The 22,812-nt window shown below is 66.5% G+C and carries 21 protein-coding genes; 5 read left to right on the forward strand and 16 right to left on the reverse strand.

What is annotated here, in order from left to right:
• Window positions 1-99: 99 nt before the first annotated feature.
• From ACQR13_RS06815 to ACQR13_RS06860, 10 genes are all read right to left on the reverse strand, one after another.
• Window positions 100-1,869, reverse strand: a complete 1,770-nt coding sequence (locus tag ACQR13_RS06815; protein ID WP_434862685.1) for a hypothetical protein — start codon at window positions 1,867-1,869, stop codon at window positions 100-102.
• A 4-nt stretch (window positions 1,870-1,873) separates the two neighbouring features.
• Window positions 1,874-2,149 carry a hypothetical protein gene (locus ACQR13_RS06820; protein ID WP_315713984.1) on the reverse strand — a complete coding sequence of 92 codons (276 nt, stop codon included), beginning with the start codon at window positions 2,147-2,149 and terminating at the stop codon, window positions 1,874-1,876.
• Window positions 2,150-2,192: 43 nt separating this feature from the next.
• Window positions 2,193-3,815, reverse strand: coding sequence for a benzoylformate decarboxylase (gene mdlC / locus ACQR13_RS06825; RefSeq protein ID WP_434862686.1), 1,623 nt, complete (start codon window positions 3,813-3,815; stop codon window positions 2,193-2,195).
• A gap of 176 nt (window positions 3,816-3,991) precedes the next feature.
• Window positions 3,992-4,840, reverse strand: coding sequence for an FAS1-like dehydratase domain-containing protein (locus ACQR13_RS06830; protein ID WP_315752659.1), 849 nt, complete (start codon window positions 4,838-4,840; stop codon window positions 3,992-3,994).
• A 2-nt stretch (window positions 4,841-4,842) separates the two neighbouring features.
• Entirely contained in the window at window positions 4,843-5,955 is a 1,113-nt protein-coding gene (locus ACQR13_RS06835; protein ID WP_315752660.1) for a CaiB/BaiF CoA transferase family protein, read from the reverse strand.
• Between the two features lie 9 nt (window positions 5,956-5,964).
• Window positions 5,965-7,131 (reverse strand): acyl-CoA dehydrogenase family protein, encoded by a 1,167-nt coding sequence (locus ACQR13_RS06840; protein ID WP_315713988.1) that lies wholly within the window; start codon window positions 7,129-7,131, stop codon window positions 5,965-5,967.
• Window positions 7,132-7,293: 162 nt separating this feature from the next.
• A complete protein-coding gene (locus tag ACQR13_RS06845) occupies window positions 7,294-7,875 on the reverse strand; it encodes a thiamine pyrophosphate-dependent enzyme (protein WP_315752661.1) in 582 nt (193 codons plus the stop codon).
• Window positions 7,875-8,414, reverse strand: coding sequence for a thiamine pyrophosphate-binding protein (locus tag ACQR13_RS06850; RefSeq protein WP_315752662.1), 540 nt, complete (start codon window positions 8,412-8,414; stop codon window positions 7,875-7,877). Before ACQR13_RS06850 ends, ACQR13_RS06845 begins: the two co-directional genes overlap by 1 nt.
• Before the next feature lie 276 nt (window positions 8,415-8,690).
• Window positions 8,691-9,962, reverse strand: a complete 1,272-nt coding sequence (locus ACQR13_RS06855) for a cytochrome P450 (RefSeq protein WP_315713991.1) — start codon at window positions 9,960-9,962, stop codon at window positions 8,691-8,693.
• A gap of 183 nt (window positions 9,963-10,145) precedes the next feature.
• Window positions 10,146-11,441 (reverse strand): cytochrome P450, encoded by a 1,296-nt coding sequence (locus ACQR13_RS06860; protein ID WP_315752664.1) that lies wholly within the window; start codon window positions 11,439-11,441, stop codon window positions 10,146-10,148.
• A gap of 217 nt (window positions 11,442-11,658) precedes the next feature.
• Between ACQR13_RS06860 and ACQR13_RS06865 the strand changes: the two genes are divergently transcribed.
• From ACQR13_RS06865 to ACQR13_RS06875, 3 genes are all read left to right on the forward strand, one after another.
• Complete coding sequence (locus ACQR13_RS06865) at window positions 11,659-12,831, forward strand: isovaleryl-CoA dehydrogenase (RefSeq protein WP_315752665.1); 1,173 nt, start codon at window positions 11,659-11,661, stop codon at window positions 12,829-12,831.
• A gap of 207 nt (window positions 12,832-13,038) precedes the next feature.
• Entirely contained in the window at window positions 13,039-14,172 is a 1,134-nt protein-coding gene (locus tag ACQR13_RS06870) for a DUF898 family protein (RefSeq protein WP_315714374.1), read from the forward strand.
• On the forward strand, window positions 14,147-15,292 hold the full coding sequence (locus ACQR13_RS06875; RefSeq protein ID WP_315752666.1) for a M48 family metallopeptidase: 1,146 nt from the start codon (window positions 14,147-14,149) through the stop codon (window positions 15,290-15,292). The genes ACQR13_RS06870 and ACQR13_RS06875 overlap by 26 nt, the downstream gene beginning before the upstream one ends.
• A 267-nt stretch (window positions 15,293-15,559) precedes the next feature.
• On the opposite strand, the gene ACQR13_RS06880 is transcribed toward ACQR13_RS06875, so the two are convergent.
• On the reverse strand, window positions 15,560-16,402 hold the full coding sequence (locus ACQR13_RS06880) for a DUF2927 domain-containing protein (RefSeq protein ID WP_409998669.1): 843 nt from the start codon (window positions 16,400-16,402) through the stop codon (window positions 15,560-15,562).
• Between the two features lie 21 nt (window positions 16,403-16,423).
• Window positions 16,424-16,996: a L,D-transpeptidase gene (locus ACQR13_RS06885; protein WP_315713996.1), complete on the reverse strand. Its 573-nt coding sequence runs from the start codon at window positions 16,994-16,996 to the stop codon at window positions 16,424-16,426.
• A gap of 278 nt (window positions 16,997-17,274) precedes the next feature.
• Between ACQR13_RS06885 and ACQR13_RS06890 the strand changes: the two genes are divergently transcribed.
• Both ACQR13_RS06890 and ACQR13_RS06895 read left to right on the forward strand, forming a co-directional pair.
• Complete coding sequence (locus ACQR13_RS06890; RefSeq protein WP_315752667.1) at window positions 17,275-18,822, forward strand: acetolactate synthase large subunit; 1,548 nt, start codon at window positions 17,275-17,277, stop codon at window positions 18,820-18,822.
• Between the two features lie 138 nt (window positions 18,823-18,960).
• The gene (locus ACQR13_RS06895) at window positions 18,961-19,476 is read left to right on the forward strand and encodes a hypothetical protein (RefSeq protein WP_315752668.1); all 516 of its coding nucleotides are present in this window, start codon (window positions 18,961-18,963) and stop codon (window positions 19,474-19,476) included.
• A 119-nt stretch (window positions 19,477-19,595) separates the two neighbouring features.
• On the opposite strand, the gene ACQR13_RS06900 is transcribed toward ACQR13_RS06895, so the two are convergent.
• From ACQR13_RS06900 to ACQR13_RS06915, 4 genes are all read right to left on the reverse strand, one after another.
• Complete coding sequence (locus ACQR13_RS06900) at window positions 19,596-20,354, reverse strand: hypothetical protein (RefSeq protein WP_316201371.1); 759 nt, start codon at window positions 20,352-20,354, stop codon at window positions 19,596-19,598.
• Window positions 20,355-20,417: 63 nt separating this feature from the next.
• A complete protein-coding gene (locus tag ACQR13_RS06905; protein ID WP_316225862.1) occupies window positions 20,418-21,488 on the reverse strand; it encodes a nickel/cobalt efflux transporter in 1,071 nt (356 codons plus the stop codon).
• A gap of 8 nt (window positions 21,489-21,496) precedes the next feature.
• Window positions 21,497-21,775 carry a metal/formaldehyde-sensitive transcriptional repressor gene (locus ACQR13_RS06910; protein WP_315714001.1) on the reverse strand — a complete coding sequence of 93 codons (279 nt, stop codon included), beginning with the start codon at window positions 21,773-21,775 and terminating at the stop codon, window positions 21,497-21,499.
• Between the two features lie 218 nt (window positions 21,776-21,993).
• Complete coding sequence (locus ACQR13_RS06915) at window positions 21,994-22,692, reverse strand: Spy/CpxP family protein refolding chaperone (RefSeq protein WP_316200323.1); 699 nt, start codon at window positions 22,690-22,692, stop codon at window positions 21,994-21,996.
• Window positions 22,693-22,812 lie beyond the last annotated feature (120 nt).

Genomic DNA, 22,812 nt, shown 5'->3' on the forward strand with positions numbered 1-22,812 from the left:
CCGGATTGGTTCGGCATGCGGCTGGTGATGGTCTTGTTATCGTTATCCGTGTCCGCGCCGCCCGGCGTAAGCCGACAGGCGGTGCGGAGCGCAGCGGTCTCACTGTTCGAGCGCGGCCAGGGCAGCGTTGCCGATCTGCTGCGCCTCGGCCCAGGCGGCCTGGGTGGCCTGCTGGGCGGCGGTGTAGCCGGCCTGGATCTGCTGCTGAGCCGCGGCCCGCAGCGCCTGCTCCTGCTGCTCGCCGGTCTCGCGGGCCTGGGTCAGGGCCTGATTGTCGGCATTCAGCGTCGCATTGGCCTGGTTGAAGGCGTTGGCGGTGGTCTGCGCCTTGGCCTGGGCCGCCGCCAGTGCGGCCTGGTTGGCCGCATTGTTGGCGCGTTCGAGGACCTCGGCGGCCTCCTGTGCGTCCTGCTTGGCCTGCTGCGCGGCCTGACGCGCCTGCTCCAGCGCCTGCCTGTCGGCGTTCACCTTCTGCTCGGCCGCTTCCACCGTCGCATCGATCGTGCCGATCTTCTGGTTCAGCGCGGCCTCGACCGTCTTCTGGTTCTGGGTCGCAGCCGCCTGCGCGGCCTGGGTCTTCTGCTGGGCGACCGCGCGTGCCTGCTCGCCGGTCTTCAACGCCGCCTGCAGCGCGGCCTGCTCGGCGGCTTCCTGGGCCGCCTGGTTCTGCTGGTTGTTGTTATTGTTGTTGTTGCCGTTGCCGGCCGCCGCTCCACCATTGTTGGCATTGCCGCCATTGTTGGCGTTGCCGGCCGCCTGGCCGGCCTGCTGGGCCGCCTTGCCGGCGGCCTCGGCCGTCTCGCGCGCGGTGTCCTTGGCGGCGTTGGCGGCTTCCTTGGCCTCGTTGGAGACGTCGATGTCCTTGTCGAGCTTCTGGAACGCGGCCTGCAGCGCGGCCGAGGCTGCCGTCAGCTTCGCAGCGTTCGCGGTCGCCGCGGCCTGGTTGGCGGCGGTCGGGTTCTTCTCGGCCTGCTCCTGGGCCTCGATCGCGGCGCCGCGTGCGTTCTGCTCGGCCTGACGCGCGACGTCGATTGCCTTGCGGTCGGCAGCGACCTGCGCCTCGGAGGCGGCGGCGGTCTGCGCGGCGGCCGCGGCCGCTGCGTTGGCCTTGGCGACGGCATCGGTGCTGCTCGACGCCGCGGCAGCCGCCTTGGCCGGCGTCGCTGCGGCTGCGGGTGTCGCGGTGGCCTTGGCGACCGCGACGGTGGTGGTCGCTGCCGCGGCGGCCGCAGCGGCCGGCTTCGCCGCGCTTGTCGTGGTGCTGGTCGCGGCTGCGGTCTTGGCCGTACCGGTCGTCGTCGTTGCGGCGGTGGCGGCAGCGGCGGGCTTGGCGGCGGCCGTGGCGACGGCAGCGACGGGCTTGGCCGCAGCCGTGCCGGTCGTTACGGCCGCCGTCTTGGCGGCGGTGCTCGCCGCGGTCGCCGCGGCGGTGGTGGCGGCCGTGGTCGCAGCGGTGTTCGCAGCCTTGGCGGCGGCCTTCGCAGCGGCGCTGGCTGCGGCCTTCGCTGCCGCGTCGGTCGCCGCCTTCGCGGCAGCATTCGCTGCAGCCTTGGCGGCAGCGTTTGCCGCAGCCTTGGCGGCGGCGTCCTGCGCGGCCTTGGCGGCGGCAGCGGCTGCAGCCTTGGCAGCGGCATCCTGGGCCGCCTTGGCGGCTGCCTGGGCCGCGGCCTTCGCCGCCGCCTCCTGCGCCGCCTTCGCGGCGGCGTTGGTGGTGGCCGAAGTGGCAAGGGCGGTGGTCATGGCCTGCGCATTGGCCGCCTGATGCGGCAGCGCCGTCACCGCCAGAGCGGACATTAGGGCCAGCACGCTGACATGGCGATAGAGATCGGTCCTCGACGCCGCGGTTTGAAGATTCTTCTTATCCGCCATCAGCTCAACTCCCTTGGTACGCTGGATTGGATGATGGAACCTTTTGAAAATGATTTTGGCTTGCAGAATGGTCGGACCTTGCAAGCAGCAAGGCGTCTGCCTGCAAGCTGACGGCAGGATTTCGCGATGTTTGCGGCAAGCCGGCCGCGACGAGATGGCGCAGGGGAACAGAAAGCTTTTGAAACAAACGGTTGCAGTCGGAACGCCGGTTGCACGGTTGCGGCGGGCCGATGAGCATTTCGCGGCGAGCCATGCCGCCGCCATTGAAGATGCGACGCATTGTCGCATATGCCGTGAAAGTCGTCCGCTGTGCGAACGGCGGCTCAGCCCTTCTGGGCGTAGAGCAGCGGGACAGCGGCGTCGACCATCACCTCGACGAGGCTCGTGCCGGCATGGGCGAGGGCTCGCGTCAGCGCACCGGCGAGATCGGCGGCATGGTTCACGCGCACTGCGTCGCAGCCCATGCCGTCCGCGAGCTTGACGAAATCGAGGCCGGGCAGCTCGAGCCCGGGCACGTTGCGCACCTGCATGACCTGGCTGAACGAGCGCATCGCGCCATAGCAGGAATTGTTGATGACGACGACCGTCAGCGGCAGCCTGCGCTGCGTGGCGGTCCACAGCGCCTGCAGCGAATACATCGCCGAGCCGTCGCCGATCAGGCACACCGTGCGGCCGGTGCGACGGCCCAGCGCCATGCCGACCGCCGCCGGCAGGCTGTAGCCGAGCCCGCCGCTCGCCATCGTGTAGAACGACTCCGCGCCGGGCATTGGCATGTACTTGTGCATCACCGGCCGGTGCGAGGGGATCTCCTCGACCACGGCGCTGCCCGCCGGCAGCGCCTGCGCCAGCGTGTGCAGGAGATAGTCGACCGGAATCGGATCGGATGGCTTCGGTGCATCGGGTAGCACGCGGCCCTTCGGCGCCGCGCGCCTGGTCTCCGGCAGCAGCTCCAGCAGCAGCGACAGCGCCGGCCGCATCGTGGCGATGATGCTGGTGCCGACCGGCGGCACCGCGGCGCCTTCGGCGTCGTCGGTGATCTGATAAAGCGTGGTGGCGCCGTCGAAGATCGCGGCGTGGCCCTCGACATGGAAGGTGAACACCGGCGCGCCGATCACGACGACGAGGTCGTGCGGTTTCAGGGCGTCGGACAATTGTCCGGGCGAGGCGTGCAGAAAGCCCTGGAATTGCGGATGGCGCTCGGGAAACGAGCAGCGCGCCGAGAACGGGCTGACCCAGACCGCGGCCTTGGCCTTCTCGGCGACCTCGACCATCAGTTCGACGCAGCCGGCGCGGTCGATGCCGGGGCCGACCACGAGCGCGGGATTCTTCGCGGCGGCAAGTGCGCTCACCAGGTCGTCCATGGCGGCGCGATCGGGGCCGAGCTCGCGGCTTACCTTGCGCGCGGTGATCGGTTGCGCCGGATGCATCCAGTCGTCGATCGGGATCGAGACGAAGGTCGGCCCGCAAGGCGGCTGCATCGCGGTGTAGTAGGCGCGGGCGATCGCGCCCGGCACGTCCTCGGGCCGCGCCGGCTCGACGCTGTATTTGACGTAAGGGCGCGGGAATTCGGACGGGCGTTCGGCATAGAGAAAGGCCTGCAGCGGCAGGATCGAGCGCGCCTGCTGGCCGGCGGTGATGACCAGCGGCGTCTGGTTGCGGTGCGCGGTGTAGATGTTGCCGAGCGCGTTGCCGACGCCGGCCGCCGAATGCAGATTGACGAAGCCGGCATTGCGCGTCGCCTGGGCATAGCCGTCGGCCATGCCGACGACGGAAGCCTCCTGCAGGCCGAGCACGTAGTCGATGTCCTCGGGCCAGTCGCTGAGGAACGGCAGCTCGGTCGAGCCGGGATTGCCGAACACCTTTTTGATGCCGAAGGCGCGCAGCAGCTCGAAGGTGGCCTGCTTGACGGTGACGGATTTGGTTGTTGTTTTCGTTGTTTTGGCCAAAGGCGTTCCCTCGGGTGCTTTTTTTGGGTTCGTCATTCCGGGGCGATGCGAAGCATCGAACCCGGAATCTCGAGCGGTTCTTCTCCCTCACCTCGAGGTTCCGGGTTCGATGCTCTGCGCCAAAATGGCTTCGCCATTCTGTTGCGACGCACCGCCCCGGAACGACAGAGTCTATGTCACCAATTCGCGATGCCCTTCATCGTCGGCTGCCGCTCGGCGTTGGCGGTCCACAGCTCCAGGCCGCCATCCTTGTCATTCGCATTCACCGAGAACGCGCTGCCCTCGAACAATGGCTGCACGCCGCGATAGGCGAACTTGGCCGGCGGCTTGCCCTTGAGTCTGGCGGCGAACTCGACCAGCAGCGCGGCCTGCAAAGGTCCGTGGAAGATCAGGCCCGGATAGCCTTCGACCCTGGTGACGTAGTCGCGGTCGTAATGGATGCGATGGCCGTTGAAGGTCAGGGCGGAATAGCGAAACAGCAGCACGGCATCGGAGACGCGCGTCTCGCTGTGCTGCGCGACCGGCGGAGGCGGCGGCGCCTTCGCCGGCGCAGCCTGCGCGCCGCCCATGTCGCGATAGACGATGTCCTGGCGCTCGCGGATCGCGACGCCGCGCGGCGTCGATACGACATGCTCCACCGACACGAAGCAGAGCTGGCCGGTCGAGCCGCTCTTCAGGGTGACGTCGGTGATGGTCGACACGCGCGTCGCGACATCGCCGACGCGCAAGGGATCGATGAACTGCACCTCGCCGCCCGCCCACATGCGGCGCGGCAGCGGCACCGGCGGCAGGAAGTCGCCGCGGGTCGGATGGCCGTCGGGGCCGAGCTGATCGTGTGGAAACACCGGCTGGCCCAAACACCAGTGCACGGTGTAGGGCGCGATGTCGCCGGCTGTCGGTTCGCCGATCTCCTGGAACAGCGTCGCGCGCAGCCCCTTGGTGAGCTGCGGGGTGACGAGGTCGGTCGCCTCGGCGCTGCGGCCGACCCATTGCCGGAGGTGATCGAGATCGAGCGTGTCCGTCATGATCATCCCTTTCGCTGATGCGGCGAGGCGGCCTCGCCGATCGCGGGCACGGCGCCGTAATGCCTGTCGTCGCCGACCACGATCGCCGCCGGCGCGGGATAGCTGACGACGCCGTTCGGCGTGTTCACCTCGATCCGCCGCAGATGCGGATGAACCGCGAGGTCGGCCATGCTGTTGACCTCGGCAAAGGCGATGTCGGCGCTCGCGAGCTTGCCCAGCAGCTCATCGCGCGACAGCGCCGCGAAGCGCTCCGCGACGATGCCGTCGGTCAGCGCACGGTTGCGCACGCGCTCGACCATGTTGGCGAAGCGCGGATCGTCCGGCAATGTGGGCTGGTCCAGCACCTTGGCGCACAGCGTCTTCCACTCGCGCTCGCTCTGGATCGAGATCAGGATGTCCTTGCCGTCCTTCGAGGTGAACACGCCATAGGGCGCGATCGAGGGGTGGGCGAGGCCGATGCGCTTCGGCGCATTGCCGGCTTCCGCGTTGAGCAGCGGCACGGTGAGCCAGTCGGCCATCACGTCGAACATCGAGATCCTGATGTCGGCGCCTTCGCCAGTGCGGCCGCGCCTGATCAGCGCCTCCAGGATCGCGGCATGCGCCGTCGCGCCGGTCGCGACGTCGACGATCGACATGCCGACGCGGGAGGGGCCGTCCGGCCCGCCGGTGATCGAGGCCAGCCCGCTCTCGGCCTGGATCAGCAGGTCATAGGCCTTGCGATCGGCGTAGGGACCGGAGTCGCCATAGCCGGTGATGGTGCAGCAGATCAGCTTCGGATAGTCCTTGCGCAGCCGCTCACGGGCAAAGCCCATTCTGTCCATCGAGCCGGGTTTCAGGTTCTGCAGCAGCACGTCGGCGCCGGCGATCAGCTTCTCCAGTTCGGCGCGACCTTCCGGCCTTGAGAGGTCGACGACGACGGAATCCTTGCCGCGGTTGAGCCACACGAAATAGCTGCTCTGACCCTTGGCGGCGGCGTCGTAGCCGCGGGCGAAATCGCCCTCGGGCCGCTCGATCTTGATCACGTGAGCGCCGGCATCGGCGAGACGCGACGAGCAGAACGGTGCGGCCACCGCCTGCTCGACGGCGACGACAATGATCCCTTCAAGCGGCAGCATGGCCCGACCTCAATACGAGCGCGGCATGCCGAGCACGTGCTCGGCGACGTAGGAGAGAATGAGGTTGGTCGAGATCGGCGCCACCTGATACAGCCGCGTCTCGCGGAATTTGCGCTCCACGTCGTACTCCTCGGCGAAGCCGAAGCCGCCATGGGTCTGGATGCAGGCATTGGCCGCCTCGAACGACGCATCGGCCGCGAGCATCTTGGCCATATTGGCCTCGGCGCCGCAGTCGAGCCCGGCCTCGTATTTGCGCGTGGCCTCCTTGACCATCAGCTCGGCCGCGCGCATCGACGCATAGGCCTTGGCGATCGGGAACTGGATGCCTTGATTCTGGCCGATCGGCCGGCCGAACACGACGCGCTCCTTGGCATAGGCGGTGGCTTTCGCGATGAACCATTTGGCGTCGCCGACGCATTCGGCCGCGATCAGGATGCGCTCGGCGTTCATGCCGGAGAGGATGTAGCGGAAGCCCTTGCCTTCCTCGCCGATCAGGTTCTCCGCCGGCACCCGCATGTCGGTGAAGAACACTTCCGTCGTGGCGTGGTTCATCATCGTCCGGATCGGGCGGATGGTGAGCCCGGCCTTCTTGGCCTCGCGCATGTCGACGATGAAGACGGAGAGACCATCGGTGCGCTTCTGCGCCTGCTCTTTCGGCGTGGTGCGCGCGAGCAGGATCATCAGGTCGGAATGCTCCGCGCGGCTGGTCCAGATCTTCTGGCCGTTGACGACATAGCTGTCGCCGTCGCGCTTCGCGACCGTCTTCAGCGACGTCGTGTCGGTGCCCGAAGTGGGTTCGGTGACGCCGAAAGCCTGCAGCCGCAACTCGCCGCTGGCGACCTTCGGCAGCCACTTCGCCTTCTGCTCGGCGGAGCCGTGGCGCAGCACCGTGCCCATCGTGTACATCTGGGCGTGACAACCGCCGCCATTGCAGCCGGCACGCTGGATCTCCTCGAGGATCGCCGCAGCGGCCGACAGCTTCAATCCCGCGCCGCCATATTCCTCGGGAATCAGCACGGAGAGATAGCCCGCCTCGGTCAGCGCATCGACGAAGGCCGAGGGATAGGCCATCTCGCGATCGAGCTTGCGCCAATATTCACCAGGGAACTGCGCGCACAGCTTGGCCACCGCGTCGCGGATATCGGCGTAATCGTCGTGCTGATGCTGGTCTGTCATGTGTTGCTCCGCCGGCCGCCGTGACGCGGCCTGGGCTCTCTCCCTGGACTTGTTTCCTGATAGCCTATGACCAAGCGGGTCACGCTTGGCAAGCTTGGAATGCCAGCGTTGCAGCCGAGCAGCCTTGCCGGAGCGACAGAGCAGGCCGCCTGCGGCGACGTTCTAGCTGACGGGAAATCCGAGATGACCGCGGAAACGGTTTTTGAGGAAGACACCGTCGCGTGCGGGCAGCGCGCGGTCAACGTGATCGGTCGAGATCGCGACGCGGGCGAAGTGCGGCCCGGAGAACGCGTGCAGCTTTGGCCGGAAGGCGTCGAGCGCCGCGCTGTCCTCGAGCGTGCTGACGGAGGGAAAGCCGGCTCCGGTCGCGATCAGCTCGAGATTTGCGCCGAGCCCGGAATGGCTCATCTGCATCCCGGTCTCGCCGAAATGGGCGTTGTCGAGCACGACGATCGAGAGATTCTTGGGCTTCTTCGCGGCTGCAGTCGCGAGGCTGCCGAGCCCCATCAGTTGTTCGCCGTCGCCGGTGATGACGACGACCGGGCGCGATGGCTGCGCCAGTGCGAGACCCAGGCCGATCGTGGCCGCGCCGCCCATCGCGCCCCAGAGATAGAAGTTGGCGTCGTGATCGCCCGCGGCGAACACGTCGTAGGACGATGAGCCGAGGCCGCTGACGACCAGCAGGTCGCCACGGTTCTGCAGCAGCGCCTTGACGGCGGTGCGGCGGTCGAGCGGTGCTCCCATCACTTCGCCTCCGTCCACTTCTTGGCGCCGATCATGCGCTGGGAGATCAGCACCGCGATCGGCTGATCGCTGTCGAACGCGAGCCTCGCTGCAGCGGCCGCCATCTCGCCGGCGTCTTCGGGACGTTCCAGCCGGAACACCGTGACGCCCATGATCTCGAAGGCCGCCTGCGTCGCCTTGCCCATCGGCACCTGCCACGGATTAAACTCGGCCCACTCGCCGCGCATCGTCACGAAGGCGAGGAACGGGAAGCGGCAGCTCTGAAGCAACGACAGCATGTTGACGCAATTGCCGACGCCGCTCGACTGCATCAGCAGCACTGCGCGCTGCCCGCCGAGCCAGGCGCCGGCGGAGAGCGCGACACCTTCCTCTTCGGTGGTCAGGACCGTGGTGGCGATCGCGGGATCGTCATGGGCGAGGCCGATCAGGCGGGAATGGCCGGCGTCGGGGACGTAGCACAGCTGACGGACGTCGGCCGCCTTCAGCGCCTCGTAGATGGCGAGCGGCCAGTCGGTGGTGGGCGTGTCGGAAGCGGCCATGGCGTCCTGAGGTTCATGAGCACCGATGGTGCAGCGGATGATTTAGCCAGAAACGACCGTCGAAGCCCATTGAATCTCGTTCAACCCGCCATGCCGGATTCTCATAGGCAGACTAGGGCCTCGTGGTCCGGCTGGGGAGGCCTCATGGTTCGAGACGCCGGTGCGCGGCTCCTCACCCTCATGGTGAGGAGCGCCGCTCGCGGCGCGTCTCGAACCATGAGGCCCCATGCGGCCGACCACGCGATCGTCATGTGGAGTGGCGGGAGCAACAGGAACTCACCCCGGGATCCGCACCGGCAGCGATTCATAGCCGCGGACGAAGCTGGAATAGACCCGCTTCGGCTCGCCCACGACCTCGATGCGGTCGAAGCGCTTGAGGATCTCTTGCCAGACGATGCGCAGCTGCAACTCGGCGAGTCGCATGCCGACGCAGCGGTGGATGCCGAAGCCGAATGAGAGATGAATGCGCGGCCGCTTGCGGTCGATGATGAAGGCGTCGGGGTTCTCGATCACCTCCCCGTCGCGGTTGCCCGAGACGTACCACATCACGACGCGGTCCCCCTTCTTGATCGTCTTCCCGCCGAGTTCGGTATCGACCAGCGCGGTGCGGCGCATGTGGGCGAGCGGCGTCTGCCAGCGGATCACCTCGGGCACCATGGTCTCGATCAGCGCCGGATTGTCGCGCAGCTTCTGATACTCGGCCGGGTTCTCGTTCAACGCCAGCACCGATGCCGTCATCGTATTGCGGGTGGTGTCGTTGCCGCCGACGATGAGCAGGATCAGGTTGCCCATCAGATTGTCCGGCGTCATGTGCCGCGTCGCCTCGCTGTGCGCCATCATCGAGATCAGGTCGCGGCCGGGCTCGGCCTGACGCGCCTTCCACATCCGGCCGAAGGTCTCGGCGCATTCGCCGAGCTCGCGGCGGCGCTCCTCCTCCGACGAAACGATGCCGCTCTTGGGCAGGGCGGTGGAGACATCCGACCAGCGCGTCAGCTTGCGGCGCTCCTCGAACGGGAAGTCGAACAGGGTCGCCAGCATCTGTGTCGTCAGCTCGATCGAGACCTTCTCGACCCAGTTGAAGGTCTCGTTGCGCGGCAGCGAATCCAGCACCTTGGCCGAGCGCTGCCGGATCAGCACCGCCATCTCGTCGAGATGGTCCGGCGTGAACATCGGCTGCACGGTCTTGCGCTGCTCGCCATGGCGGGGCTCGTCCATCGCGATGAAGCTCGGCCACTCATAGCCCGGCGGCACGTCGCGGATCATGATTCCGCCATTGCTGACGTCCGACGAGAAGACCGCGTGGTTGGTATCGACATGCATGATGTCGTGATAGCGCGTCACCGACCAATAGGGCTCGATCGGCGCCTTGGTGCAGTAGTGCACGGGCGCCTCCTTGCGCAGCCGCTCGAACCACGGCCAGATCGTGTCGTTCTGGAACAGCCGGGGCGCGCCGGGATGGAAGTCCTCGATCGGCGTCGAGTAGGCCTCGAGGCGCGCGTCGCGCAGCAGATCGGCCTTATCGGAGCGAAGCGCGGCCTGGACGGTCATGGGGTGGTCCTTTGCTTGCTGCTGTTTCTTGCTGCCGTACCGATCGTACTCACGTCATCCTCCGCAAAGGCGGACGATCCAGTACGTCGAGACGTCAATCATATTGCAATATCGTTCTCCGGAATACGGGATGCCCCGCCTGCGCGGGGCATGACGGCAAAGTTGATCTGCACCGCAATCAGTTCACACTGCAATCCGTACCGGCAACGTCTCATATCCCTTCACGAAGCTCGAATAGACCCGCTTCGGCTCGTCCATCACGTCGATATGATCGAATCGTTTCAGGATCTCCTCCCAGATGATCTTGAGTTGCAGTTCGGCCAATCGCAAGCCGACGCAGCGGTGGATGCCGAAGCCAAATGACAGATGCTGGCGCGGCCTGACACGGTCGATGATGAAGTCGTAGGGACGCTCGATGGCGGCTTCGTCGCGGTTGCCCGAGACGTACCACATCACGACCTTGTCGCCTTTCTTGATCTGCTTGCCGCGGAACTCGATGTCTTCCAGCGCGGTGCGGCGCATGTGGGCGAGCGGGGTCTGCCAGCGGATGACCTCGGGGACGAAGCTGTCGATCAGCGCGGGGTTGTCCTTGAGCTTGCGGTACTGATCAGGGTTCTGACTGAGCGCATAGATGCTGCCGGACATGGTATTGCGCGTGGTGTCGTTGCCGCCGACGATCAGGAGCACGAGATTGCCGAGGAAGTTCTTCGGGTCCATGTTCCGGGTCGCCTCGCTGTGGGCCATCATCGACAGCAGGTCGCTCTTCGGCGGCTGGTTGACGCGCTCCTGCCAGAGCCGGGCGAAATAGCGCGCACAGTCCATCAGTTCGGCCTGCCGTTCGTCCTCGGTCGCGACAAGCCCATCGGGGCCGGGGATCGTGGTCGCGATATCCGACCAGCGCGTCAGCTTGCGGCGGTCTTCCCAGGGGAAGTCGAACAGCACCGCCAGCATCTGCGTGGTCAGCTCGATCGAGACGCGATCGACCCAGTCGAACACCTCGCCGACAGGCAGATTGTCCAGGCATTCGGCGGAGCGCTTGCGGATGTTGATCGCGAGCTCGTCGAGATGTGTCGGCGTGAACATCGGTGCCACGGTCTTGCGCTGCGCGGCATGGCGCGGCGGATCCATCGCGATGAAGCTCTCGCGGCGCAGGTCAGGATCGACGTCGCGAATGGTGATGCCGCCGAGGGCGGACGCCGAGGAGAACACCGCGTGGTTGGTCTCGATCTCCATGATGTCGTCGTATCGGGTGATCGACCAGTAGGGGCCGAACATCGACTCCTTGCAGTAGTGCACCGGATCCTCGCGACGCAGCCGGTCGAAATAGGGCCAGTGCGTGTCGGTACGGAACAACTCCGGATGACCGGGGTCGAATTCGGCGAGCGGCAACGATGCGGCGCGGCGGGCGGCCGCGTCGTCGACGCGCTCGCCTGCTGCGGCGTGTCGCTGTGCCTCGGCCGTCGTGGTGGTCCCGTGCATGGACGTCTCCCTGATGGCCGGATTTGAGCTGTCCGGCGATGTTGGGTGCGATTACATCCTGCCCGGGAGCGCGGGGCAAGCGCGGAGTGGGGCCGCCGGGCCGGTCTTGCGTCGCAACGCTGGTATTTGTCCGGACGTCGGGCGTGACAAGCGCCACGTCACGGAATATGGCTTTGGGCGATTGTTGCAAAGCAGAAGACTAGCAGGAGGCCGCCCCATGATCGCCAACGCGCAGCGCATGTTCAATTTCGATCTCGGCGAGACCGCAGACGCGATTCGCGAGACGGTGGCGAGCTTTTCGCAAGAGCAGATCGCGCCGCGCGCTGCCGAGATCGACCGCTCCAACCAGTTTCCGCGCGATCTCTGGCCCAGGATCGGCGAGCTCGGCCTGCACGGCATCACGGTGGAGGAAGAGTATGGCGGTTCCGGCCTCGGCTATCTCGAGCACTGCATCGCCATGGAAGAGATCTCGCGCGCCTCGGCCTCGGTGGGCCTGTCCTACGGCGCCCACTCCAACCTCTGCGTCAACCAGATCCGCCGCAACGGCAACGAGGCGCAGAAGCGCAAATATCTGCCGAAGCTGATCTCGGGCGAGCATGTCGGCTCGCTGGCGATGTCCGAGCCGCAGGCCGGCTCCGACGTGGTGTCGATGAAGACCCGCGCCGACAAGAAGGGAGACCGCTTCGTCCTCAACGGCAACAAGATGTGGATCACCAATGGTCCGATCGCCGAGACGCTGGTGGTCTATGCCAAGACCGATCCGCAAGGAGGCCCGCGCGGCATCACCGCGTTCATCATCGAGAAGGGCATGAAGGGCTTCTCGACCGCGCAGAAGCTCGACAAGCTCGGCATGCGCGGCTCCGACACCTGCGAGCTGGTGTTCGAGGATTGCGAGGTACCGGAGGAGAACGTGCTGGGGCAGGTCGGCCGCGGCGTCAACGTGCTGATGAGTGGCCTCGATTACGAGCGCGCGGTGCTCGCGGCAGGTCCGCTCGGCATCATGCAGGCCTGCATGGACGCGGTGCTACCCTACGTGCACGAGCGCAAGCAGTTCGGCCAGCCGATCGGCACCTTCCAGCTCGTGCAGGGCAAGGTTGCCGACATGTACACGACGATGAATGCCGCGCGCGCCTATGTCTATGCCGTGGCCAAGGCCTGCGATCGGGGCGAGACGACGCGTGAGGACGCCGCCGGCGCGATTCTGTTCGCCGCCGAAAAGGCGACGCAATGTGCGCTCGATGCGATCCAGCTGCTCGGCGGCAACGGCTATATCAACGACTATGCGACCGGGCGGCTGCTGCGCGACGCCAAGCTCTACGAGATCGGCGCCGGCACCAGCGAGATCCGCCGCATGCTGATCGGGCGGGAATTGTTCGAGAAGACGTCTTGAGGCGCAGACCAAGCGGTTGGCGTATGCGGGACATGCGTTCGCCAACCGGCCGGATGCAGATATTTTAGTCATCCTCGTCGAGGCCGGTGTTTTTTTCCGGCCGACTTGCGTAGAAAATACGTCGAACCTCGAAGTCGTCCCGGCGACGAACCATCGAGGTATATTGTAGATCTTTTGCGGGTGTCGGAGGCTTGAGCCGTGAACCAGATGAGCTACGTTCCGGAGCAGCCGCCGCCGCTTCCGCCTCTCACCGCCACCTTCTCGGGTGCGCGTGGCGAGTTCTTCCGGCTGGTCAGCCGCGGGGCGGCCATCGAACTGATCACGCTGGGCTTCTACCGGTTCTGGCTTGCGACCGACATCCGCCGTCATCTCTGGGTCAACACGGCCGTCGACGGTGATGCCGCCGAATATACCGGCCGCGGCAAGGAGCTCCTGATTGGCTTCCTGTTCGCGATGGCGATCCTGGTCCCGATCTACCTTGCCTACTTCCTCGTCGGCGTCGAGGCCGAGCGCTTCAAGGCCTTCGCCAGCGTGCCGCTGGTGATCGCCTTCTACGCCTTCGGCCAGTTCGCGATCTTCCGCGCGCGCCGCTACCGCCTGACGCGCACGGTCTGGCGCGGCATCCGATTCTGGATGACCGGCTCGGGCTGGGCCTATGCCGGGCGCGCCATGCTGTGGACCTTGTTGACGGTGGTCACGCTGGGGCTGGCCTGGCCGTGGCGCGCCGCCGCGCTCGAGCGCTACAAGATGCGGCATTCGCACTATGGCGATCTCAGCGGCGACTTCGAGGGACGCGGCTGGGAGTTCTTCAAGCGCGCCTGGTATCTGTGGGTCATCGCGCCGTTTGCGCTGCTGCTGTTTCCGTTGTTTCCGTTCGTCTATGCGCAGTTCAAAGCGATCGAGTGGCGCTGGTGGCTGTCGGGCATCCGCTTCGGCGGCGTGCGTCTGGAATCGGACCTGCCCGGCAACGCGTTCTATGGTCTGTATTGGAAGGTGATCGGCTGGTGGTTTCTGCTGTCGGTCGCCTCCGGCGCCTATTTCAGTGGCGTCGCCGCGCTGATGATCAAACTGCTGGGGCCGGGAAGCGACGGCCTGCCTCAGGTGCAGGCGCTGTCTGACAACATACCGATGCTGGTGCTGGTCGGATTGGGCTACGTCGCCTGGATCCTGGCGCTCAACGTCGTGATGCGGCTCTATCTGGTGCGCGACATGTGGGCGACCGTGCTGCAGTCGGTTCAAGTGCATGGCATCGAGGCCATGGCCAATGTCGCCGCCAAGGGCGATCTGGCCAGCGCGCTCGGCGAAGGATTTGCCGATGGACTCGACGTCGCCGGATTCTGATTCCGGGCCGGCGGGCGCTGCTGCGCCGGCCGCCGCCACGCCGGTCGAGCTTGCCGCTCCGCTCGGCGGCCCTGCGGTCTATTTCGACGGCCTGTCCAACCGGCGGCAGGTGGTCACGATCGGCTTTGCCAATCAGCTGGTGATGCGCAGCGCCGACAATTTCGTCTCCTGGCCCTATGCCGACATCCGCCGCGTCGATGGGCCGAGCGGCACGCTGCGCGTGAGCTGCCTGTCGGCGTCGCCGCTGGCGCGGCTGGAGATCCGCGACGCAGCGCTGTCGGCCGAGCTGATCGCGCGCTGCAGCCACATCGACCAGAACAGGATGACCCGCGGCGCCATCACGCGCATCGTCGGCTGGTCGCTGGCCGCCGCCGCCTCGATCGTCGCCGTCGTGCTGGTGGTGATTCCGTTCGCCTCCGACCGGCTGACGCCCCTGGTGCCGCCGACCATGGAGCGGCATCTCGGCGAGGCCGCCGTGGTGCAGATCCAGACCGTGTTCGGCGACAAGCTCTGCAGCGAGGCGGCGGGGCAGGCCGCGTTCGCCAAGCTAGTCACGGCGCTGCGCCGCCCCGCCGGCCTCGACGACAGCATCGCGTCGCAGGTGCTGGACACGCCGATCCCCAACGCCTTCGCGCTGCCGGGCGGGCGATTCTTCCTGTTCAGGGGGCTGCTCGACAAGGCCAATGACCCCGACGAGGTCGCCGGCGTGCTGGCGCATGAGCTCGGCCACCTCAAGCACCGCGACAACCTGCGGCAGATGATCCACAATGGCGGCAGCTCGTTCCTGATCGGCCTGCTGTTCGGCGACGTCACCGGCGCGGGTGCGGCGATCTTCGCCTCGCGGGCCATGATCAACGCGTCCTATTCGCGCGAGGCGGAGGCGGCCGCGGACGGCTTCGCGATCGAGGTGATGCACAAGCTCGGACGGCCGACGCGCCCGATGGGCGAATTGCTGTTCCGCATCACCGGCAAGGAGGACGGCAAGCGCCCGTCGCTGTGGGCCAGTCATCCGCTCAGCGAGGACCGTCTCGCCCGCATGCGCGCCGAGGACCGGCCGCCGAGCGGCCCGCCGCTGCTCAGTGCGGAGGAGTGGCGGGCGCTGAAGGGGATTTGTCGCTAGGCATTGGGACGCGTTTGGCGTTCGGGCGACGGCTGCGCTTGGCGTCGATTTGTGCCGACAGCGTTGCCATACATTCGGTGTCGTCCCTGCGAACGCAGGGACCCATAACCACCGAACCTTGTTGTTGGAAGCGGGCGTCGCTCAGCTTGCCACTTGCAGAGGCCGCGGCGTATGGGTCCCTGCGTTCGCAGGGACGACAGCGGAGGCTGAGGCGGCGTCCGGGCTCTCAATGAGGCGATCAAAAGCGCGTTCGGATCAACCGACCGCTCACTCCGCCAGATTGTTGGTCTTCCTCACCCAGGCCCGCACATCGGCCAGCACGTCCGGCAGCACCGCCTTGACGTCGGCGAGCGTCATGCCGGCCTTGACGCGCGGGTCGTACAGCAGGTTGAGGATGTACTGGTCGTAGACGTCGAAATAGCCCATCGAGACGTTGTCGTTGAACATCGTCCAGGGCACGCTCGAGGTGTCGTTGATCGGCCCGAGCGACTGCAGCAGCTCCTCATAGGCGCAATCGAGGAAGACGAAATCGCCGTTGTCGACGGTGAGGATGACGTCGGAGCGCTCGATCTCGAACGCCTCGTTCTTGCGGAAGCCGGACAGGCATTGCGGATCCAGCGAGGTCTTGATCTCGCGCGCGCGCTCGCTGCCATAGGCTTGGCTGATGGTGTGGTAGAGGTCGCGGTCGCGCACCAGCTTGACGCGGACATTGGCGTCGCCGTCGGTCTCGGTCATCGCAATGTCGAGGTTGCGGATGCGGGCGGCGATATCTTTGACGACCTTGGCGAGCTGCGCCTTGCGGTCGGCGCGGCGGCCGTCGGCAAACACCCGCACCGGCGCGCTGTATTTCCGGATGCGGTCAACCCGGCCCGCCAGGTGATACTCGGCGCCGAAGGCGGTCTTGAAGAAGCCGTCGGTGATCTCGGCGTCGGTGAAGCTCTTCTTCTCGATGCGCTGGCGGGCGGCGATCGCCGGAATTTCGGCGGCCGACGCCGGCAGCGGGACCACCACGGTCACGAGCGCAGCCAGCGCGGCAGCCACCGCGCTCCGCAGGGGACGCCCGGAGCACCGGTGCTGCCGGCGAGGATGCGCGCTGTGACATTGCCTCATCGTCGTGGTCGCGTGCGGCTCTCAGTTCTTGACGATCACGGTGGCGCCGACCGAGACGCGGTCGTAGAGGTCGGCGACGTCGTCATTGGTCATGCGGAAGCAGCCCGACGATACCGCCTGGCCGATCGTCTCGGGCTCGTTCGAGCCGTGGATGCGGTACAGCGTGGAGCCGAGATACATCGCGCGGGCGCCGAGCGGGTTCTCGATGCCGCCGGCCATGTGGCGCGGCAGGTCGGGCCGGCGCCGCAGCATCTGCGACGGCGGGGTCCAGGCCGGCCATTCCTTCTTCGCGGTGATGCGGTGCACTCCGCTCCAGCGGAACCCGTCACGGCCGACACCGATGCCGTAGCGCAACGCCTGGCCGCCGGGCAGGACCAGATAGAGCCGGCGCTCGCTGGTGTTCACGATGATCGTGCCGGGCGCATACTGGCTCTGGAACATCACGGTCTGGCGCGGAATCGGGCTCACGCCGCTCTGGTAGAAGTTCGGCCCGCCGCCGAAGAGGTCCCTGGTGTCGAACATTTCCGCCCGCGCCATCCCGGCGCTTGCCACCGACGCGACCGCAGCAATTCCCAAAGCCAAACAGCGCTTCATTTCCATCCCCTGGCAAACATCAAATTCCGTTCGCAGACAGGCCATAAACGGTTGCACTTCGCAACCCACGGCGGCGTGAGGCCGGTATGTGGCGACGGTCCGTGACCCAAATCCCACGGAAAATCGCGCGCGTCCTGGACCAACATCCTGTTAGCCAAGCCCGCGCATGAGCACCGCGGCGATGGCAGCAATGCGGCCAGCCCCTTTGACGCCGCGGGCGAACAATGATTGATCTGCCCAGCATTGCAAATGGCGCGCGGAATCAGCAGGAGAATAGGATGAACGGTGCGGAAAGCCTGGTGCGGACCCTGGTCGCGGGCGGCGTTGACGTCTGCTTTACCAATCCGGGCACCTCCGAGATGCACTTCGTCGCCGCGCTCGACCGTGTCGAGGGCATGCGCTGCGTGCTCGGCCTGTTCGAAGGCGTGGTGACCGGCGCCGCCGACGGCTATTTCCGCATGAAGGGCACGCCGGCCTCGACGCTTCTCCATCTCGGCCCCGGCCTCGCCAACGGCCTTGCCAATTTGCACAACGCCAAGAAGGCCCGCTCGGGCATCGTCAACATCGTCGGCCAGCACGCCACCTACCACATCGGCTTCAACGCGCCGCTGACCTCGGACATCGAGGGCCTGGCGCGGCCGATGTCGGACTGGGTGCGGACCTCGCCGAGCGCCAAGGCCGTGGCCGCCGACGGCGCCGCCGCGATCGCCGCCGCCAAGAGCGCGCCGCCGCAGATCGCCACCCTGATCCTACCCGCCGACACCGCCTGGAACGAGGCCGACGGCATTGCCCAGGTTCCGGGAGAGGCGCAGCGCCCGAGCTATTCGGCTGACGCGGTGGAGAAGGCGGCCAAGATCCTGCACGCCCACGGCCCAGAAACCCTGGTGCTGATGACCGCGGGCGCGTTGACCGAGCAGGCGCTGACCTTCGCCCAGCAGATCGCCGGCAAGACCGGCTGCCGCGTGATGGGGCAGACCTATCACCCGCGCATGGCGCGCGGCGCCGGCCGCTTCTCGATCGACCGCATCCCTTACGTGATCGAGCAGGCGCTGCCGATCCTGAAGAACTACAAGCACATCGTGCTGGTCGAGGCCAACGACCCCGTCGCCTTCTTCGCCTATCCGAACAAGCCGAGCATGCTCAAGGCCGAGGGCACCGAGGTGCACCGCATGACCGCCTGGGGCGAGAACTCGGCCGCGGCGCTCGAGGCGCTGGCCGGCCATCTCGGCGCCAAGCCGGCCGACGTGAAGCCGCAGCCGCTCGCCGAGCTGATCAAGCCGCTAGGGGCGCTCAACCACACCACCATCGCCCAGGCGATCGCCTACGCGATCCCCGAGAACGCGATCGTCGTCGACGAATCCATCACCACGGGCCGCGGCTTCTTCCCGCCGACAGCGGCCGCCAAGCCGCATGACTGGCTGCAGAACATGGGCGGCTCGATCGGCTTCTCGACCCCGGTCGCGACCGGCGCCGCGGTGGCCTGCCCGGACCGCAAGGTCATGTGCCTCGTGGGCGACGGCAGCGCGATGTACACGATCCAGTCGCTGTGGACCCAGGCGCGCGAGAACCTCAACGTCGTCACGGTGGTGTTCGCCAACAGGATCTACCAGATCCTGCGCGGCGAGTTCGACGGCGTCGGCGCCGGCGAGCCCGGCCAGCGCGCCCAGGACATGCTCAAGATCGACCGCCCGACGCTCGACTTCGTCGCCATGGCCAAGGGCATGGGCGTCCCCGGCCGCGCCGTCACCTCGGCCGACGAGTTCAATGCCGCGCTGGCCGAGGCGAACGCCGAATACGGTCCGCGCCTGATCGAAGTGCAGATGTAGGTTCCTCCGCCCGCAACCCGGCGGCCGTAAATCGGCCGCCGGTTGATGGCAGCGTCATCGCCGCATTTATGTGGTTGGCGACTCAGCACGATCGCGTGTTGATGGTGACGTCTCCACCGTTTGTTTTGTTTGGGCGGCATGCACAGCGAATTGAACCGGCTGATCTCCGCGTTGCAGGAGTTCTATGCGCGCGAGCGCTTCATCCTCGACCGCGATCTCGGTGAGCGCGCTTTGACGCACCGGCTCGCGGTGCATCTGGAGCGCAACTTCCTCGGCTGGGACGTCGATTGCGACTACAACCGGCTCGGCGACCGCGCCATGCTGCTGCCGCGCGGGACCATCGTCTCGACCGATGACGAGCTGGGAAAATCGATCTACCCGGACATCGTCGTCCACAAGCGCGCCGTGCCCGACAATCTGCTGGCGATCGAGGTCCGCAAGGCCGGCAACCACCAGCCGTTGGCGCACGACCGCCACAAGCTGATGGCGCTGACCGACCCGCATCTGTGGTTTGCGTATTGGATCGGCGTGCTGGTGATTCTCGACCGCCGGAGCGTGATCACACCCGAGGTCTATGTCGGCGCCCGGATCGATCCGGTCTTGTCGGCCTGGTTCGCGGGGCGATTGCAGCAGATGGGACTCGCCGCCGGCTGAGACATCTCGCAGAAGAGGTGCGCGATCGCCGGTCGACGCGAATGAACAAGGGCCGCCCCTGAGAGGAGCGGCCCGATCTCGTCGCGCATGTGGAGCCTGCGGACAGGCGCTCCCACGCCTTACTTCGACATGGCGTCGCCGGACGACTTCTTCGCCGACTTCTTCTTCGTCTTGCTCATCTTCATGTCGTCGCCCCCGCCCATGGCGTCGCCGCTCTTCGCCGACTGGCCGGTGGTCGTCATCGGCTTCTCGGTGGACTGGGCAAGAGCGGCCGACGAGACGAACGCGAGGGCGGCGGTAGCGATGATCAGTTTACGCATGCGGAAAACCTCCGTGGGTTGGAAACGCGCCGGACCATAGGCGAATTCGACCAGCGGCGTTCTGACGCAGGAATCAGGAAAACGTGAGAGTTCCGCCCCGCAAAAGCCGACTTGCACCGGCGGCACGGGCAGCGGCGAGGGCATTCTGTGACGATTGTGCCGGACGCAGGGAGCCCATGCGCGGGTGAGCGAGGCCAATTTGGCCCAGTGCATCGACGCAGCAGCCTCCAACTGCGGCTGCGAGCTTCGGGCTCTCATCGCGATGCGGTGGGCTCGCGGCGTCATGGGAATGAATGTCATGCCAATCGGCCTCAGCGCGGTGCCGAGATCCTGGCGGAGGTCGCTCGAGCCCACGACCAGGACCTCGGCATTCTCGCCAAGCTCGGGCGCTGCCTGGAAGCTGCGCGCGACATCGATGATCTCATCGACGCCGCTACGGAGAGCCAGGAGGGCCGCTGTCAGAGCCGGATCTCTGCGCGGGCGGCGGGACTGTCGGAGCGCGAGGCGATCGATCGGCGGCGGTTCGATCTGCCGATGAGAGGCTAGTCCGGCCGCCATTCACGGACGAATTCGCCCATGAATCCTCTGTGGCGCCGCATCGGCTTAGGTCGCGCTTTCGCCTCAAGTCATCAGTTGGTGCAGTCCCAGCCAACCCGTATAGGTCCCGACCAGTACGATCAGAGCAGCCGAGAGATAGGGCGCCCGGTGCGCGAGGCGGCTGAAGCCGGACCAGTGGCGCTCGACATGCCGAAGGCTGAGTGCGGCCAGAACGCCGACGGACACCATGGTGATGGCCAGGCCGATGCCGAAGCAGAGCACTAGGATGAAGCCCAGGCTGAACTGCTTCAGTTGAAGGCACAACAGCAGGACCGTGATGGCGGCGGGGCAAGGGATCAGACCGCCGCTCAGTCCGAAGAGGACGATCTGTGCGGTCGTGACCGTACGGCCGGCGAAGCGCCGTCGAATGTCGTCGGCGTGGGCGCGCGCATGGGCATCGTCCTCGTCGCCGAGGTCCATGTGATCGTGGGTGTGCTCCTCGAACAGGATCTCGACGGAGGCGCCAGCAAGCGTGATGCGTGCCTTGAACACGTGCGGCTCGGGGATCTCCTCGATGCTCTCCAAGGCGTCGCCGCTGGCCCGGAAACTGAACTGCTGCTCGTGGCCGTCTCCACGAACGGTCGTGACGTGGAGCGTATCGGCGGGTGGGAGTGCGCCGGTCTCGTTCCGGATCCGCCAACGCGGCGGCACGCCATCTTCGAAGATCTCCACCGACAGCGCGTGGCCGGCAAGCGCGACCGATCGCAGCGCGTCGTGATGGTGATGATGGTCATGGTCATGGTGTCCACTCTGGTCCCGCCAGGTGCGCCAGACCATCCAGGCCGCGATGCCGATGATGACGACGGCCGAGATCAGTTGCAGAAGGGCTTCGCTGCGCTCGCCCGAAAGCTCCTGACCGAAGTGAAGACCGGCGAGTGCGATCACCCATACGATCGCGGTGTGGGAGATGGTCGCCGAGAGGCCGAGCAGCACGGCCTGCAGGACGGTGCCGCGGATTGCGACGATGAAGGCGGCCATCATGGTCTTGGAATGACCGGGCTCCAGGCCATGCAGCGCACCCAGGGCAATCGCGCTGGGCACGAACAGCCACGCATGCGCGCTGCCTTGCTGGAGCAGTTGAGACAGATCGGTCAATGCCAGTCTCACTTCAGATAGGTCCGGACCACTTCGATCAGGTCGGCGGCGCCCTTGGCCTTGTCGGGATCGCTTTCGTGCGCGGGGTCCACGACATGGTGCCGGATGTGATCTTCCAGCAGCTCGGTGGTCAGGCCTCCGATTGCGCCCCTGACCGACGCGACGAGCATGAGCACGTCGGCGCAGCCCAACTCCGCTTCGAGCGCGCGCTCCACCGCATCGATCTGGCCCTTGATGCGCCGGACCCGTGCGAGGAGCTTGGACTTGTGTTTGATGGTGTGCGACATCGGGATAATATAGGGGGGTACCCTATATAGGTCAACTTCCCATGTCGACCGCAGACGTCGAATGCGACGCTCGCGGCGTATCCGCTTGCCGATCGGCCCCAGGCAACCCCGTCGTAACCGGTCATTGCACGAAACCGACGAGCGCCGCGGATCCCCCGTTCGGATTGACGACCGCCAGGCGGAGGCGGAGTCGACGGCTTCATGGAGCAGGTCCTCTCCTAATGGCCCCGCTGCATCCGCATGGAGCTCATTCGGCCGCCCCGCATCCCCATCGGCGGCATGCCGAGATTGGGCGCGAGCAGTTCGTCGGCCACCTTTCGCTGCTCGTCGGAAAAGGTTGCGACGAGGTCGCTCAGGGCGGTCTTGATCGCTCGCGTGGCGTCGAGGCGAGCCGATAGCGATTTTTCCTGTGCGGTCAGCTGGTCGAGCACCGTCTCCGAGCCGGCCTGCGACATCATCGCAGTCCGCAGATCGCCGAGCGTCTTCGCACGCGCGCGAAACGCGTCGGCGAAGCCGTTCCATGCCGGCATCTGGGCGTCCGTGATCTTGAGCTCCGCCCGCAGGAACGCGATCCGTCCCTCCACATGATCGAGCACCTCCATGCCGCCCATACAATCGTCGGACGGCCGCGTCATGCCGGACATCATCGGCATCATGTTGGACATCGGCATGCCGTCCATCATCTTCATCATGCCGCCGCCACTCGCCCCGCTGGTCGATTTGCCGGCATCAGTTGCTGGCGCTTCCTTCTGATCAGGATGATGGGCCGAATGGTCACTAGAGGATTGAGCAAAGGCGGGATGCGCCAAAGCAGAAAACGCCAACAGAAAAGCCAGGGGCAATTTTTGCATGACCAAGTCCTCCTTCAGGGGGCGATCAACAATGGCCAGACGTGGGCCATTCAGGTTGATCCACATCAACGGTCGGCGGGCTCAGGGGTGACGATCGTTCGTTGTCAGCGCCGGTACGGCTAGTCGCTGACCGTGATCGGGCGCCTTCGCCGCGCCGCCGCGACCACCGGAGCTCCTGTCGCGAAA

Source organism: Bradyrhizobium sp. HKCCYLRH3059, assembly GCF_051168035.1.
Taxonomy (GTDB): domain Bacteria; phylum Pseudomonadota; class Alphaproteobacteria; order Rhizobiales; family Xanthobacteraceae; genus Bradyrhizobium.